This window comes from Nonomuraea ceibae (assembly GCF_019396325.1).
Classification (GTDB): domain Bacteria; phylum Actinomycetota; class Actinomycetes; order Streptosporangiales; family Streptosporangiaceae; genus Nonomuraea; species Nonomuraea ceibae.
In genome coordinates this window covers 1-13,928 of the sequence record NZ_JAHKRO010000025.1, presented here as the reverse complement: position 1 = coordinate 13,928, position 13,928 = coordinate 1, and the positions used below count along the sequence as shown (strand labels likewise).

12 protein-coding genes and 1 tRNA gene are annotated in these 13,928 nt (G+C 70.3%); 6 read left to right on the top strand and 7 right to left on the bottom strand.

Annotated elements, in window-relative coordinates; all coding sequences use genetic code 11:
• The first annotated feature begins 240 nt into the window (after nucleotides 1-240).
• Both KME80_RS50385 and KME80_RS50380 read left to right on the top strand, forming a co-directional pair.
• The gene (locus KME80_RS50385) at nucleotides 241-471 is read left to right on the top strand and encodes a hypothetical protein (protein ID WP_246645165.1); all 231 of its coding nucleotides are present in this window, start codon (nucleotides 241-243) and stop codon (nucleotides 469-471) included.
• Between the two features lie 129 nt (nucleotides 472-600).
• Nucleotides 601-861: a hypothetical protein gene (locus KME80_RS50380; protein WP_246645164.1), complete on the top strand. Its 261-nt coding sequence runs from the start codon at nucleotides 601-603 to the stop codon at nucleotides 859-861.
• A gap of 256 nt (nucleotides 862-1,117) precedes the next feature.
• Here KME80_RS50380 and KME80_RS18275 read toward each other — a convergent pair whose 3' ends face one another.
• The 5 genes from KME80_RS18275 to KME80_RS18255 form a co-directional block, all read right to left on the bottom strand.
• Nucleotides 1,118-3,229 carry a hypothetical protein gene (locus tag KME80_RS18275; RefSeq protein ID WP_219506789.1) on the bottom strand — a complete coding sequence of 704 codons (2,112 nt, stop codon included), beginning with the start codon at nucleotides 3,227-3,229 and terminating at the stop codon, nucleotides 1,118-1,120.
• Between the two features lie 3 nt (nucleotides 3,230-3,232).
• The gene (locus KME80_RS18270) at nucleotides 3,233-4,051 is read right to left on the bottom strand and encodes a hypothetical protein (RefSeq protein WP_219506788.1); all 819 of its coding nucleotides are present in this window, start codon (nucleotides 4,049-4,051) and stop codon (nucleotides 3,233-3,235) included.
• Between the two features lie 4 nt (nucleotides 4,052-4,055).
• Entirely contained in the window at nucleotides 4,056-4,895 is an 840-nt protein-coding gene (locus tag KME80_RS18265) for a vWA domain-containing protein (RefSeq protein ID WP_219506786.1), read from the bottom strand.
• A 159-nt stretch (nucleotides 4,896-5,054) separates the two neighbouring features.
• Nucleotides 5,055-5,645 carry a restriction endonuclease gene (locus KME80_RS18260; RefSeq protein ID WP_246645171.1) on the bottom strand — a complete coding sequence of 197 codons (591 nt, stop codon included), beginning with the start codon at nucleotides 5,643-5,645 and terminating at the stop codon, nucleotides 5,055-5,057.
• 302 nt (nucleotides 5,646-5,947) lie between these two features.
• Nucleotides 5,948-6,937, bottom strand: coding sequence for a helix-turn-helix domain-containing protein (locus KME80_RS18255; protein WP_219506782.1), 990 nt, complete (start codon nucleotides 6,935-6,937; stop codon nucleotides 5,948-5,950).
• A 58-nt stretch (nucleotides 6,938-6,995) separates the two neighbouring features.
• Here KME80_RS18255 and KME80_RS18250 point away from each other — a divergent pair, with 58 nt between their 5' ends.
• Entirely contained in the window at nucleotides 6,996-8,000 is a 1,005-nt protein-coding gene (locus tag KME80_RS18250) for a type III polyketide synthase (protein ID WP_308125818.1), read from the top strand.
• A complete protein-coding gene (locus KME80_RS18245) occupies nucleotides 7,997-8,497 on the top strand; it encodes an isoprenylcysteine carboxyl methyltransferase family protein (RefSeq protein ID WP_219506778.1) in 501 nt (166 codons plus the stop codon). Before KME80_RS18250 ends, KME80_RS18245 begins: the two co-directional genes overlap by 4 nt.
• Here KME80_RS18245 and KME80_RS18240 read toward each other — a convergent pair whose 3' ends face one another.
• The gene (locus KME80_RS18240; protein WP_219506776.1) at nucleotides 8,498-10,279 is read right to left on the bottom strand and encodes an asparagine synthase-related protein; all 1,782 of its coding nucleotides are present in this window, start codon (nucleotides 10,277-10,279) and stop codon (nucleotides 8,498-8,500) included.
• A gap of 144 nt (nucleotides 10,280-10,423) precedes the next feature.
• On the opposite strand from KME80_RS18240, the gene KME80_RS18235 reads away from it, so the two are divergent.
• Together KME80_RS18235 and KME80_RS18230 are read left to right on the top strand one after the other, a co-directional pair.
• Nucleotides 10,424-11,911 carry a vWA domain-containing protein gene (locus KME80_RS18235; protein WP_219506775.1) on the top strand — a complete coding sequence of 496 codons (1,488 nt, stop codon included), beginning with the start codon at nucleotides 10,424-10,426 and terminating at the stop codon, nucleotides 11,909-11,911.
• Between the two features lie 94 nt (nucleotides 11,912-12,005).
• A tRNA-Ala gene (locus KME80_RS18230) sits at nucleotides 12,006-12,078 on the top strand.
• 34 nt (nucleotides 12,079-12,112) lie between these two features.
• On the opposite strand, the gene KME80_RS18225 is transcribed toward KME80_RS18230, so the two are convergent.
• A partial coding sequence (locus KME80_RS18225) for a helix-turn-helix transcriptional regulator (protein WP_219506774.1) occupies nucleotides 12,113-13,928 on the bottom strand: 1,816 nt, incomplete at its 5' end.

Sequence of the window (13,928 nt, the reverse complement as noted above, 5' to 3'; positions counted from 1 at the left end):
CGGCCTGGCGATCGGCCGCCGGAGCGCGACCACCCGCCCGCATGGCGCCGGCCTGCGACCGGACGAACGCCGCCACCGCCTACCGGCTGGCCTGCGAAGGCACCGCCCTGCTCTGGCGGGGCGACTTCCACAACGCCCGCCAGCTCCTCGGCGCGCTCGGCCGCCGCTGCGCACCCGCCCCCGCCGGAGCCGGCTTCCACCGCTACCGCCCAGCCCGGTCACAGCGGGCGCACCCTCGGCATGCTCCTCGTCCCGCTCGACGCCGGCCACACCATCCCGCTGCGCCGCGCCCCCGACGTCCGCGAGGCCTGCGAGCAGGTGTACGGACCCGCGACCGGCCCCGCCGTCACCCCGCACCGCGAACTCCTCGGCGCCCACGAATGGCTCCGCAAGGGCGTCGACGTCCCCGCCCTCGGCGACCGCATCCACCCCTCCACGGTGTCTTCTCCCCGGTACGCGGCGAGTACGTGAACCTGGTCGCCGAGGCGCCCCTGCCGTCCGGACGCGCCGCCTTCGACATCGGCACCGGCACCGGAGTGCTGGCGGCCCTCCTGGCCCGTCGCGGCGCTCGACCACGCCGTCCACGACCCGGGCGGCCGCATGCTCACCGGCTTCCTCGACGGCCTCGGCGACCACCTGGAGCCGGGCGGCGAAGGCCGGCTGGTGCTGTCCGACCTCGCCGAACGCCTCGGCCTCCGAGAGCCCGGCGACCTCGGGGCGGCGGTCTCGGCGGCGGGGCTGCGCATCAAGGACCGCCTCGACACCCGCCCCGTGCACCCCCGCGCCTCCGACCCCACGGACCCCCTCATGGCCGCCCGTTCACAAGAGACCATCATCCTCTGGCGCCACACCCACGGCTGACCTCCAGCGGAAAGGCTCTTTCGCCGCCCCCGAAGCAACACCTGCTTTCCGCAGGGGATTCGCAGGCGTCGAATTCTGCTGAGAGCGCGGGAGTCATCGCTTTAACCGTGGAAGACGCAATCGGACAACCCTGATCCTGGGGTTGCAGCCCATCGCAGGAGCAGCGCCGCCCTTTGTCCGGGCGTTCAGTTCGTGCCCCAGAGTTCCCAGCCCGCCGTCTGTGCTCGCGGTAAACGGTCAATCGCCGGAGGCCGGATCACTTCCCGACGAGGGCATCGCGCAAGAATCGGACATAGGAGATCTGGCGGTAAGCGGTCACCTCGCGGATCACAGATTGTTCCTCCTGAACCCTCGCCTGCTGTTCAGCGCGCGTTGCCGAGAGCCGCTGGTTAGCGTCTTGGAGAGCCTGCGCGGCACTTTGTACGTCGGCGCTGTGCTGGTCAGTCAACTTTCGCAGCGCCTCCACTTGCCGACGAGCGAGATCGGCGCGGGCCTTGCCGCGCTCCTGTTGGAGGCGGGAACGTTTGTCCAGGACCGAGGCTTCCTCGGCGGCGAAGCGCGCTTCGATGGCGTTGCGCTGGACGGTGGGCAGTACCCTCGGAATGGACGGCTGCCGCATGGCCTCCCTCAGGTGCGTCTCGCGCCACTCGAGCAGCGCCGCCGCGCGTGCCTGCCCGACGCCTGGCACGCGGACTGCATCGCCATTCTGCAGGGTCAGGCGGATCTCTGGGTTTTGATGTCCAGTGGCAACGTGGGCACCAACGAAATCGGCCGGAGTTGATATTCCGCAAACCGCCAGTTTGGCCACAGTTGTCTCGCCGATGCCGGATATAGATCCCGCACGCAGTTTGATGCGTCTCAAATAGAGGGTCACTTGTTGCCCTTGGAGGACCTCCAGAGCATGCCGGAGTTCGTCCGACTTCCTGCTGGTCAGAATCTGTAGCTGGCCGTCGAAGGGATTGAGTTGCTGCGCTGTCGCCCGGTCGAATGTTCCAAGCTCTCTCTTTTGTCTCTCCTGGAGCACTTGAAGTTCTTTCGCGTTGGCCTCAGCGCGCTTGACATTCCTGGCCTGGACCCTGTCACGTGCCTTCTCGGCGTTAGCCGCCATCTTGAGGGTCTTTCTCGCTTGCCGGCGTGATCGAGCCAGTCGAGAGGCGATGGCCTTCCGTGCTCTGGGCTCAGGGCGTGTGGCGTAGACAGCCCTTATGGCGAGCAGGCCGAGGAACGGCCCCACTAACGCGGCGGCAAGAGGGAGACCGGCCAGCCACACCACGAGCGCCATGGCTACGCAGAACCCTAGGAGGGCAAGCCGGGCAACACGCAGGGCGCCGCGGTGGTTCTGGAATGTAACGAGAGGTGGAGGAGGAGGCGACTCCATATGCCCGCTCATCCAGGTCGGAAGCCCCGCGGGAACCGATCCGGGTGTCTGCCCGCCGGTCTGGATCAAGCTGACCGGAGAAACGGTGACGGTCTGCAGGGGAGTCAGGGGAGGAAGAACGGACAGCGGCCGTGACGCGAGGTCCCCAACAAAGGTGGCCAGACGGTTGATGTCATCCATCTGATGCCCGACCAGAGCAGCCATCCGGGTCGAGGCCCTCGTGTCAGCAAAGTCCTCATCGGTCAGCAGCAGGTGCTCACCGCCCCGGTCATGCAGGATCTGCCACAGCGTGGGATCGAGCGCGACTGCGATCAGCGACAGGTAGATCAGCCAGATGGAGAACCGGTCCAGCTCCGGGCCGAAGTCCGTGCCCGTTCGGTTCGGAGACTGGTAGTGACGATGACCTCGTTCCGTTGCGGCGAAGCCATTGAGAGCTGGGACGTACATGCCGTCATAGTCGACAAGCTTCAGAGTGCCGTCGGCCGCCACAAGCAGGTTTCCGTGCTGAAGATCCCCGTGGGCGACCCCCGCCTCATGCAGATCGGTGGCCAAGTCGGCGAAACGTCCGGCCAAGCCGAACAGCGCGGCCTGGTCGTTGAGGTGGTCTTCGATCCAGCGGATCAGACTGATCGCTTCGATCCACTCCATACGGAGGATCGGATATCTCTGCCCGAGCACCATGATGCCGGAGGGCAGGTAGTCGAACCCCATCTTCCAGCGGTTCGGGAGCGGCCTGAGATGATCGCTCACCGCTCGGTAACGCCTCTCCTGGTCAGGAACGTCCCTGGTGAAGCACTTGACCGCATATCGCTTGCCGGCCGATGTCTGGACGGAGAAGACGCTGGCGAAATTTCCAGAAATGGGCTTGGGTCGCCCCAGCTTGTCGGTTTGCAGGGTCGCTGACCGTAGCGTTGTGTCCAGGAAGCAAAGGCCTGGATTCTGCAGTGCCTCGACATAGTCGCTGCCGCTGGGAAAACGCCTTACTGCCATGCGTCACCACACATCCACGTGGATCAGAGTGACGTCGTCGTTACGCATATGCCCGCTGGCCCGTTTCTCCCCGATGAACTCTGAGAAGTCCTGCCCGTCCGCGGTCCCGAGATCCCGCAGAATCTCCCAGGGGCGGCTTCCCTTCTCGGTCTCACGCAGGAACCAGGCGGCGATGGCGTCAGTGCACAGGTAAATGTCGTCCTGCTGGCGCACGCCTCCCGTTCTGATGGCAACTCGATCCGCGATGAGGTGGACGTCCCGGTTCCGACTGTTCAACAGATCGGGGTTCACGCCGAAATCCACACTGCCGGTCAGCGGGAACGCTGTGATGAGCGAGTCGTCGCGAACCTGAAACAGGCAACAATCACCGATCACGGCGGCGAACCACTGGCCCTCGTCCTCGGGCTCCGAGCCGTCTCCCCCGCTGGACGCGCGGAATCCTACGGCGAGCAAGGTGGCATAGGCGCCACGATTCAGCTTCGGCTCCTCGTACCACTGAATCGGGCGACCGGCTGCCTCCCGCCGGGCAACGTAGCCACTGAGTATCGCGTCCCACGAAGTCGCTGCCGCGACCGCCTCTCTACCGAAGCTCTCTGGGGAAACCAGAGCCTCTAGGGCGACGCTCGCAAAATGATCTACCAGTGAGCGGGCCCAGAGGCCCGCGAGAACGCTTTCGGATGCGCCGTCCGAGAGCGCGACTCTGAGATCGACGAGATCTGTCTGATCATCCGCGACGGGAGGAAGGACGTTGTACGCGTCCTCGTACTCGTCCGCCTCGCCGCCGCCCTTGTGCAGGTGGTAGGAGGCGACGCTGCCCGGCATCTGGCTACCGCAGGTCTGTCGCACGGGTGCCGATGTCGAGGAACTGCACCACCGATGTGATGTCAGCGTTGTAGACGAAGCCACGGGTCCCATCGCTGGTGGCGAACCCTTCCTGCGCCGCATAGGACCGCATGTGCGGCGGCAGAACGCTGGACATGCCGAACAGCGTGCGCGCGTAGCTGTCGGGGAGGCCGGCGTCGGTGTCAGGGAAGGTGATCGGAGAGCCTCCCGCGTCGGAGACGTGCAGGTTGAACAGAAGTACGGCCCCGTCTGCGCTCGCAAGGGAACGGATGCCGGCGGCGGGAACCGTCGGGTCGCCGTCGTTCGCCTCACCATCAGTCAAGTTGAGGACGATAGGCGGGAAGCAGGAGGGATGTTCGCCGAGCCACCTGTCTACCAGCCGATGCGCGTGTTCAAGGGCCTGTCGCATGGGCGTTCCACCGTTGGACACCGGGTCCATCCACACCGGGAATCGCACGGTGCTCTCCACGAGGCCGCCGGCCCCGTCAGGAACCTTCTTGACTCGTTCCTCAAGGCGCGCGGGGTTGTCGGCGATCTGGCTGAGAGGTACGAGGTCGCGGCCTGCGAGCATGCCTCCGAACGCCGAGCCCACGTTGTTGTGGCCATATCCGACCACGGCCACGTGAAAGTAGTCTCGAACGCCTTCCTCTTTGGCGCACTTCACCGAAAGCTCAGTGAGGAGCCGGTTGATGGCGTCGGATACGACCGACGCCTTGCTCGTTGGAACTTCGCCGCCGATGGCGTCGCTCATCGAAGCGGATTGATCGACCAGAAAGACCAAACAAGTCGGGTTTGATCGGCTGATCTCCGCCGTGTAAGGCATAGGCCCAGTCCTTTCGCGAAACGCAGGGCGGTCCGCATCGGCCAGCAGGGGGCCATACGGGGGAGGGGATGCGTAGAGATTGGAACGATCTATGTCCAGCATAGGGCCCTGGGCCTGCATAATTCTTCGTGGAGCGAGATCACGTATATTTCGATCTAGTTACGTGGCTTCGTCCTCAGCCAGGATCCCGGCCGGTCTTGCCGGCAGCAACGAGCACGTGCCCAGAAGCCAGTCCGCCAGCCGGTCGCGTTCCACCAGGATCAGTGGCTCCCGTGCGCCCAAGGCCTCAAGCCTTGCTTGTTTGGTGAGTCGGCCGGAGGTGACCAGGACGCCGGTGTGACCGGCGAAGGTATTGGCCAGCGCGCCGAGGAAATTACGCACTTCCGGTGCGCCGACCGACTTGCTGTAGCGCTTGCACTGGACGGCGTACCGGCCATGCCCCGGAGCGACGGCCGTGATGTCCACCCCGCCATCTCCGGCACGGCCGCGCTCCCTGACCTGACGGAACCCGTCCGCGATCATCCGCTCCGCGACGAGATGCTCGAACGCGGTGCCCGTCATCCGGTCGACCTTCTCCAGCTCGACGTTGGCGGCCAGGAACCGCTGTCTTTCCGCCTGGATCATGCGATGCCGAAGGATGAGGGCGCCTATGAACATCAGGGCGAGCAGACAGGTGATTCCCGCTGCCCAGCCCGGATACTTGCTGGCGAACCAGACGACGGCGACGCCCGGGATGCACGCCGCCAGCATCACCCGCTGCCTCCTGTGTGATCTCTTTCTGCTGTTTCCTCTCCTGGAGCCCCTCGCCATGGTTCCTCCTCGATGGGTGGTGTCGACGTCGAGTGTGAGCGGGAGGACCGACAGAACGCATGGGCATCTCAGTCCGAGCAAGGCATCTGTAACCTCCTGACACGAAAGTTGTGTCCGGGGGCGGTGGCTCGCGCCTGCCGTGAGGCCCCCGCGAAAGTGGCCGGCCGTGCATGTGGCTGGACTTATCCGCCGATTCGCCCGCTGATATGCCGACGATATGGAGCGTCTTGCGGGCGGACCCGTCAAGAAGGCGGGGTGCCGGTGCGGGGGGTGGTGAAGGTGCGGCGGTAGGTGGAGGGGGTGGTGTGCATGGCCCGGGTGAAGTGGTGGCGGAAGGTGACCGGGCTTTCGAAGCCTACGGCGGCGCCGACCTCCTCGACCGGGGCGGCCGTGGACTCCAGGAGGGGGAGGCTGGCGGCGATGCGCTGGGCGATGACCCAGCGGAGCGGGCTGGTGCCGGTCTGACGCTTGAAGTGCCGGATGAAGGAGCGTTCCGAGAGGCTTGCCGCTCTGGCCAGGTCGGCGACGGTGATGGGGTGGGCCAGGTGGGCGAGGGCCCAGGACATGGCGCGGGACACGGCGTCGTCGCCGCCGACCGGCGTCACCGCCGCCTCCACGTACTGGGCCTGCCCGCCTTCCCGGTGTGGGGGGATGACGAGGCGGCGGGCGACGGCGTTGGCGACGCCGGGGCCGTGGTCGGCGCGGATGAGGTGGAGGAGCAGGTCGAGGCCGGCGGCGCTGCCGGCGCTGGTCAGCACGTCGCCGCCGTCCACGTACAGGACCGAGGGGTTGACCTGGACGGTGGGGAAGCGTTCGCGGAGGAGGGGCGCGTACTTCCAGTGGGTGGTGGCCTCGCGCCCGTCGAGGAGGCCGGCGGCGGCGAGGGCGAACGCGCCGGAGCAGATCGACACCATGCGCGCGCCGCGCTCGTGGGCCTGGCGCAGGGCGGCGACGAGGGGCGCGGAGACGGGGCCGCGGACGTCGGCGACGCCGGGCACGATGACGGTGTCGGCCGAGGCGAGCGTGTCGAGGCCGTGTTCGGCGTGGAGGGTGAAGCCGCCGACGGCGCGCAGCGGCCCGGCGGTCTCGGCGCAGACCTTGAGGTCGTACCAGGGGACGCCGAGCTCGGGCCGGGGCAGGCCGAAGATCTCCACCACGCAGCCGAGCTCGAACGGCGACATCCTGTCGAAGGCGAGGACGGCGACCGTGGGAGGCGGAGCGGGCGGGGGCATGTCCGGATGTTAGCCCGCGCCTCTCAGCGGCAGAGAACTGGTCATGTACATACAGGGCGTGCAGACCGTTCTGCCGGACCACCGCTACGAGCAGGAGGAGATCACCGAGGCGTTCTCCCAGCTCACGGCGGCGGACGGGGAGCTGCTCAAGCGCTTCCACAGCGCCACCGGCGTCACCGGGAGGAACCTGGCGCTGCCGCTCGAGGACTATCCGAAACTCGACTCGTTCGAGCGGGCCAACGAGATGTACGTCGAGATCGCCCTGGATCTGGGGGAGCGGGCGATCGCGGGGGCGCTGGAGAGGGCGGGGCTGCCGCCGGAGAAGGTCGACCATCTGGTGTTCTGCTCCACGACGGGGCTGGCGACGCCGTCGCTGGACGCGCGGCTGGCCAAGCGGGCGGGATTGCGCGCGGATGTGAAGCGGGTGCCGGTGTTCGGGCTGGGCTGCGCGGCGGGGGCGTCCGGGCTGTCGCGGTTGCACGACTATCTGCGTGGCTGGCCGGAGCAGACGGCGTTGCTGGTGTGCGTGGAGCTGTGCTCGCTGACGATCCAGCGGGACGACACCTCGATCGCGAACCTGGTCGCGAGCGGGCTGTTCGGCGACGGGGCGGGGGCGGTGGTCGCGACGGGACACGGCGAGGGCCGGGAGGTCGTGGCGACGCGCAGCAAGCTCTATCCGGACACCGAGCACCTGATGGGCTGGGAGGTGGGCGGTCACGGCTTCCGCATCGTGCTGGACGCCGGGCTGCCCGCGTTCGTGGAGTCGGTGCTGGCCGGGGACATCAGGACGTTCCTCGCCGATTACGGGCTGACGCCGGACCAGGTGGGGACCTGGATCTGCCATCCGGGCGGCCCCAAGGTGATCGACAAGATCGTGGCGAACCTGGCGCTGCCGCCGGAGGCGCTGGAGGTGACCTGGCGGTCGCTGCGCGAGCACGGCAACCTGTCGTCGGTGTCGGTGCTGCACGTGCTGCAGGAGACGCGCGGCCGCACAGGGGAGCCGGCCGTGCTGCTCGCCCTGGGACCGGGGTTCTCCGCCGAGCTGCTCCTGCTGCACTGGTGAGCGCGTACCTGGTCCTGATCGGGCTGGTCGTCGTGGAACGGCTGGCCGAGCTGGTGGTGGCCCGCCGCAACCTGGCGTGGGCGCGCTCGCGGGGCGGGGTCGAGCACGGCGGGCGGCACTATCCGTGGATCGTCGCGGCGCACGTGGGCCTGCTGGTGGCGGCGCCGGCGGAGGTGTGGCTGCTGGGGCGGCCGTTCCTGCCGGCGCTGGGCTGGCCGATGCTCGCGCTCGTGCTGCTCGCCCAGGCGTTGCGCTGGTGGTGCATCGCCAGCCTGGGCAGGCGCTGGAACACGCGGGTGGTCGTGCTGCCGGGCGTGCCGCTCGTCACGTCGGGGCCGTACCGGTGGCTGCGCCATCCCAACTACGTCGCGGTGGTCGTGGAGGGGATCGCGCTGCCGCTGGTGCACACCGCGTGGCTGACCGCGCTCGCCTTCACCGTGGCGAACGCGGCCCTGCTCACGGTGCGGATCAGGGTGGAGGAGCGGGCGCTGGCCTGATCAGGGCTTGGAGACGGGGATCCGTTCCAGGCCCTCGGGCTCCTTGCCGGGGTACGTGCCGGTCAGGAGGGCGCTGACCGTGTAGAGGTGCCAGGCGGTGGCGGGCTTCTTGACCACCGGGTCGGCGAACAGGGCGCGCACCTCGTCCGGGTTCACCACGGGGGTGAGCGCGTCGAGGTGGCCGAGCACCTGCTGCCGCAGCACGTCGGTGAGGTCGGGGCCGGGGCTGGTGCGCCAGCTCCAGCCGCCGCCGGTCTTGGTCGTCGGCATGTGGGGCGGTGGCACGTGGGTCCGTTCCCACCAGCGGGGCGGCTTCATCCCTTCGACGAACCGCCACGGCTTCCCTTCGATGGGGACATCCCTCAGCTCGGGGGCGAATCTCAAAATAAGCGAATAAATCACCTCTTCCGAGAGTCGCCAGCCCTGGTCCAGCGCCAGCGCGGCCCGTACCACCCGGTTGTCCAGGAACGGCCGGACCGGGTCGCCCCGCCGCAGCGACCCCGCGCGGGCGCTGGCCTGCCAGCGGCCGACCTTGTACCAGATGTAGATGTGGTCCAGCGCCTCCAGCCGGTTCTTGCGCGCCTGCCACGGCTTGGCGAGGGCGCGGGCGTGCTCGTTCGCCTCGGCGGTGAACAGCTTCTCGTCCTTGTAGAACGTGTTGTTGATCCGGCGCAGCAGGGCCTTGTCGCTCAGGTCGGTCTGGAGCAGGTTCAGGCTGCCCGCGCGCAGGGTCTCACCGCTCTGCCCGGACATGGTGGGCTTGCCGGAGTAGGGGAGGTAGCTCACGATCGTCTCGTACGCCGACGTCATGCCCTCGCAGGTGCGCAGCGTCTCCCACGCCCGGCTCAGCGGGTGCTCCACCAGCACGGCGTCCCGCTCGGCGGTCTGCTGCGGGGCGATCACCGTGTGCTCGACCTTGAGCTGGGTGGCGATCTGCCGGGCCAGGATCACGTCCGGATGCGTGTCGAGCCCGTTCGTGGTCACCCGGAACGGCACCCGCGCGGCGTGCAGCAGCGCGGCCAGGATGCGGGTGTCGCGCCCGCCGGTCAGCGCCAGGTTGACCGGCTCGCCCAGGTCGCGCAGCGGCGCGACGGTCGCCAGCAGCGCGTCGGCCAGCTCGCCGATCGCCGCCCGCTTGCGCCGCGCCGTGTCCGGCGCGCCCGCCGCCTCCGGCAGCGGCGTCTCGGTGATCGTCCGCTTCCCGTCGCGCACGTCGATTCGCGAGCTCGGGCGCAGCGCCGTCACTCCCCGGTACGGCGTCTCGTCCGACAGGAAGAAGCCCTGGCGGATCATCGTCTGGAGGGCGAGCACGTCATGGTCGATCCGGTCGGCCTGCTGCGCCGCCAGGTGCACGAGCAGCGCCCGGCTGCCCACCACGTGCAGCTCGGGCGTCTCGGCGTAGAAGACCGGGCAGACGCGGTTGATCGCGGTCGCGGCCGACAGCTCGCCGTCGCGCGCCACCCAGGCGGAGAAGCAGCCGCCCACGTCGCCGGCCGACGGGTCGCCGAGCAGCCGGTTGGCGTCGGCCGGGTCGGCCAGGTGGCCGTTCAGCCCGAGGACCCGCCCGCCGCTCTCGGTGAGCAGCGGGGGCTGCCGGGAGTCGTCGGGCTCGTTCGACCAGCCGAACAGCGACACCCCCCGGCCGTGCCACTCGCCGCCCCGGATCACCTCGGGAGGCACCGGGAAGGCGGTCTCGATAACGGATCGGACCTTGTCCAGGACACGGGCGGGGATCTCGTGGCCCTTCGCGGCCAGCCCCAAATAGACGCGCACGACGACCATGCCTACCGGATATCACCGGTTCACCACAATCGATCACGTGTGGATCGCGGTTTGCCGTCGCTTGCGTCACCGGCCCGGCCACACCGGGGATCGGAGCCGTCATACGGCCTGGAGGTGGCAAAAGCGATGAAATTTCGTCCGTTAATGGCAACTGTCGGAATTGCCGGGCTGCTCGCGCTCGCCGCATGCGGCGGCCCCGGAGGTCAGCCCAGCGCCGGCGAGCGAGCGGCCCCCCAGGAAGCCCCCCGGGCCACGGCCCAGGCCGAGGACCAGACAGGGCAGGACCGGACCGGGCAGGACAAGGACGACCGGAAGAACGAGGAACAGGACACGGCCCAGGCGCAGATCTCCACGTTCGCCCTGGACGTGGACACCGCCTCGTACGCCTACACGCGCCGCGTCCTCCAGGAGGGCCGCTGGCCCGAGCCCGCCCGGATCCGGCCAGAGGAGTTCGTCAACTCCTTCAAGCAGGACTACGCCGAACCCCCGGACGACGGCTTCACCGTTCACACCGACGGCGCCCGCCTCGACACGCCGGGGCAGGCCGTCCTGCGCGTCGGCCTGCAGACCCGCCGCTCCTCCGCCGAGGCCCGGCGCCCCGCCAACCTCACCTTCGTCATCGACGTCTCCGGCTCCATGGCCGAGACCGGCCGCCTGGATCTGGTCAAGCAGGCCCTGCACACGCTGCTCGACCAGCTCGCCCCCGGTGACCAGGTCTCCGTCGTGGCCTTCAGCGACCAGGCCAGGGTGCTGGCCGCGATGACCCCGCTCACCGCCAGGGACGACCTGCACCGGGCCGTCGACCAGCTCACCACCGAAGGCGGCACCAACCTGGAGGCGGGCCTCGTCCTCGGCTACCGGGAGGCCGCCGCCGCGCACCGCCCCGCCGCCACGAACCGCGTCATCCTGCTCTCCGACGGCCTGGCCAACCAGGGCAGCACCGCCTGGCAGGCCATCCTCGACCGGGTCAAGGAGCACGCCGGGCGGCGGATCACGCTCCTGACCGTCGGCGTCGGCCGCGAGTACGGCGACGAGCTGATGGAGCAGCTCGCCGACAACGGCGACGGCGCGGCCGTCTACGTCTCCACCCAGGAGGAGGCCGACAAGATCTTCGCCGCCCAGCTGCCCGCCAGCATCGAGCTGCGCGCCCGCGACGCCAAGGCGCAGGTCGTCTTCAACCCGTCGGTGGTGGAGAGCTACCGGCTGCTCGGCTACGAGAACCGCGCCCTGGCCACCGAGGAGTTCCGTGACGACTCGCGTGACGGCGGCGAGATCGGCCCCGGCCACGCGGTCACCGCGCTGTACTCCGTACGCCTCAAGGCCGGAGCCGAAGGCCAGCTCGCCACCGCCACCGTGCGCTGGCAGGACCCCGACACCCGCGCCCCCAGCGAGGCCACCGGGGCGGTGACCGTCGCCGACCTGGCGGAGACCCTGTGGCAGGGCGCGCCGCTGCGGCTGCAGGTCGACGTGCTGGCCGCCGCGTTCGCCCTCCACATGCGCGACGGGGAGGCGTTCGGGCTCGGCCTGCCCGCGCTCGGCGAGCACGCCAGGCGGCTGGCGGGCGCGGCCGAGGACCCGATGGTGGGCGAGCTGGCCGATCTCATCGCCAAGGCGGGCGCCGTGACCTCCTGAAACGCCGTCCGGCGGCGCGCGGGCCGGGCGCGCCGCCGGATAAAGGCGTACAGAGGGGTGGCTGGAGTCCGTTAGACTGATGCACGCATCGCAAGGGGCTATGGCGCAGTTGGTAGCGCGCCTCCATGGCATGGAGGAGGTCTGGGGTTCGAATCCCCATAGCTCCACCCCTCATCGCGGCCCTCTCGGGGCCGCCGTCCGTCACAGGCCCAGAGAGGCGAGTTCCGCCCTGGTCGTGACGCCCAGCTTGGGATACGCCTTGTAGAGATGGTGCCCGACGGTGCGCGGGCTCACGAACAGCCGCTCGGCGATCTCCCTGTTGCTCAGCCCGGTCGCCGCCAGCCGCACGCTCTGCAGCTCCTGCGGGGTGAGCCGGTCGGCCAGCCCCGCCGCGTGGTCGCGCGCCGCACGGGTCTCCCCGGTGGCGCGCAGCTCGGCCCGCGCCCGCTCCGCCCAGGGACGCGCGCCCAGCCGCTCGAACGTCTCGGCCGCGCCCCGCAGGTGCGCGCGGGCGTCGGCGGTGCGCCGGTCACGCCGCAGCCGCTCGCCGTAGAGCAGCGCGGTCCGTGCCTGCTCGAACGGGTAGGTCCGCATCCGTACGGCCTGCTCGAACAGGCCGGCGTCGTCGGCGATCAGCGCCCGGCAGCGCAGCGCCACGGCCTCGGCCCACGGCTGCGCGACCCGGCCGGCCCAGGACGCGAACAGCCGGGTCGCGGCCTCGGCGGGCCCCCTGCGCCCGAGCCGCACCGCCGCCTCGACCAGGATCGGCAGGTGCCCCATCACCCCCATCGGCCGCGAACCGGACACCACCGACTCCATCCGGTCCAGCGCCGCCTCGTGCCGCCCCAGGCCCAGGTCGAGCAGGCTCAGCGCGACCACCGCGTGCACCGCGCTCGGCGCGAGGTCACGCTCGATCGCCTCGGCCGCCAGCTCCCGGCAGCGCTCCTCGTCGCCCTCGACGGCGGCCAGCTCCGCCAGGGTCACCGACAGCTCGATGCGCGGCATGCGCTGGCAGGTGTCGGCGGCGATCTGCAGCCCGTCGGCCAGCGTGGCACGCGCGTCGGCGTGGCGGCCGGTGAACAGCAGGGTCCGCGCCAGCACGGCCTGCACGGCGGGCAGCACGCCGAGCGCCCCCCGCGCCCGGCACTCCCGCTCCAGCGCGGAAGCCAGGCGTATCGCGCCCTCCATGTCGCCGATGACCAGGTGCAGCCGGGCGAACAGCAGCCGGTCCTGGAGGTCGTCGTGCGGCGGCCCGGCCAGCAGCTCCCTCAGCGTCTCGATGCCGCCGTCGTCGAGCCGGTTGGTGGCCAGCGCCGCCGTGGCCAGCCGGTGCACGTCGGAGTCAGGCGGCACGCAGGCGGCGATCCGGTCGAGCGCCGCGAAGTCGTTGGCCCGCCAGGCCGCCCGCGCGGCGCCGCGCAGCAGGGCGGGCAGCTCCGCCGGGGTGACCTGCCCGGCCGACTCGAACAGCAGGGCGTGCGCCTCCTCCGTCCGGCCCAGCCCGTCGGCGATCACCGCCTTGAGCGCGGCGGCCTCCGCCGAGGCGCCGACCTGGCCGGTCAGGCGGTCGGCCCGCTCGAACTGGCCCGCGTCGGCGGCGGCGCGGGCCGCGGCCAGCAGCCTGCGCTCACGCGTGACCGGGTCGGGGGTGAGGGCGGCGGCGCGTTCGTAGGCGGCGGCGACGGCCGCGTGGCCGCGCCGCTCCCCGGCCCGCAGCGCCGTGCTCTCCAGAGCGGCGGCCACCCGCTCGTCGGGGCCCGTCGCCGCCGCCGCGAGATGCCAGGCCCGCCGGTCGCCGTCCAGGACCTCCGCCAGCGCGCGGTGCGCCTCGGCCCGCCGGCTGGCCGTCGCCCCCTGGTAGGCGGCGCTCCTCATCAGCGGATGGCCGAAGACGAGCCGGTCGCCGTCGATCCGCAGCAGCCCGGCCGCCTCCGCCGGGTCGAGGTCGGGCAGGCCCGCGCCCAGCCGCCCGGCGGCCCGCAGGACGGCGGCCGGCTCGCCGGTGTCGTCGGCCGCC

What these genes read in the sequence shown, in the direction of transcription:
- KME80_RS18235 (WP_219506775.1), top strand. Translation starts at nt 10,424, where the DNA reads ATGGCAACTGTCGGAATTGCCGGGCTGCTCGCGCTCGCCGCATGCGGC.
- KME80_RS18270 (WP_219506788.1), bottom strand. Translation starts at nt 4,051, where the DNA reads ATGCCGGGCAGCGTCGCCTCCTACCACCTGCACAAGGGCGGCGGCGAG.
- KME80_RS18255 (WP_219506782.1), bottom strand. Translation starts at nt 6,937, where the DNA reads ATGCCCCCGCCCGCTCCGCCTCCCACGGTCGCCGTCCTCGCCTTCGAC.
- KME80_RS50385 (WP_246645165.1), top strand. Translation starts at nt 241, where the DNA reads ATGCTCCTCGTCCCGCTCGACGCCGGCCACACCATCCCGCTGCGCCGC.
- KME80_RS18240 (WP_219506776.1), bottom strand. Translation starts at nt 10,279, where the DNA reads ATGGTCGTCGTGCGCGTCTATTTGGGGCTGGCCGCGAAGGGCCACGAG.
- KME80_RS18265 (WP_219506786.1), bottom strand. Translation starts at nt 4,895, where the DNA reads ATGCCTTACACGGCGGAGATCAGCCGATCAAACCCGACTTGTTTGGTC.
- KME80_RS50380 (WP_246645164.1), top strand. Translation starts at nt 601, where the DNA reads ATGCTCACCGGCTTCCTCGACGGCCTCGGCGACCACCTGGAGCCGGGC.
- KME80_RS18260 (WP_246645171.1), bottom strand. Translation starts at nt 5,645, where the DNA reads ATGCTGGCGGCGTGCATCCCGGGCGTCGCCGTCGTCTGGTTCGCCAGC.
- KME80_RS18275 (WP_219506789.1), bottom strand. Translation starts at nt 3,229, where the DNA reads ATGGCAGTAAGGCGTTTTCCCAGCGGCAGCGACTATGTCGAGGCACTG.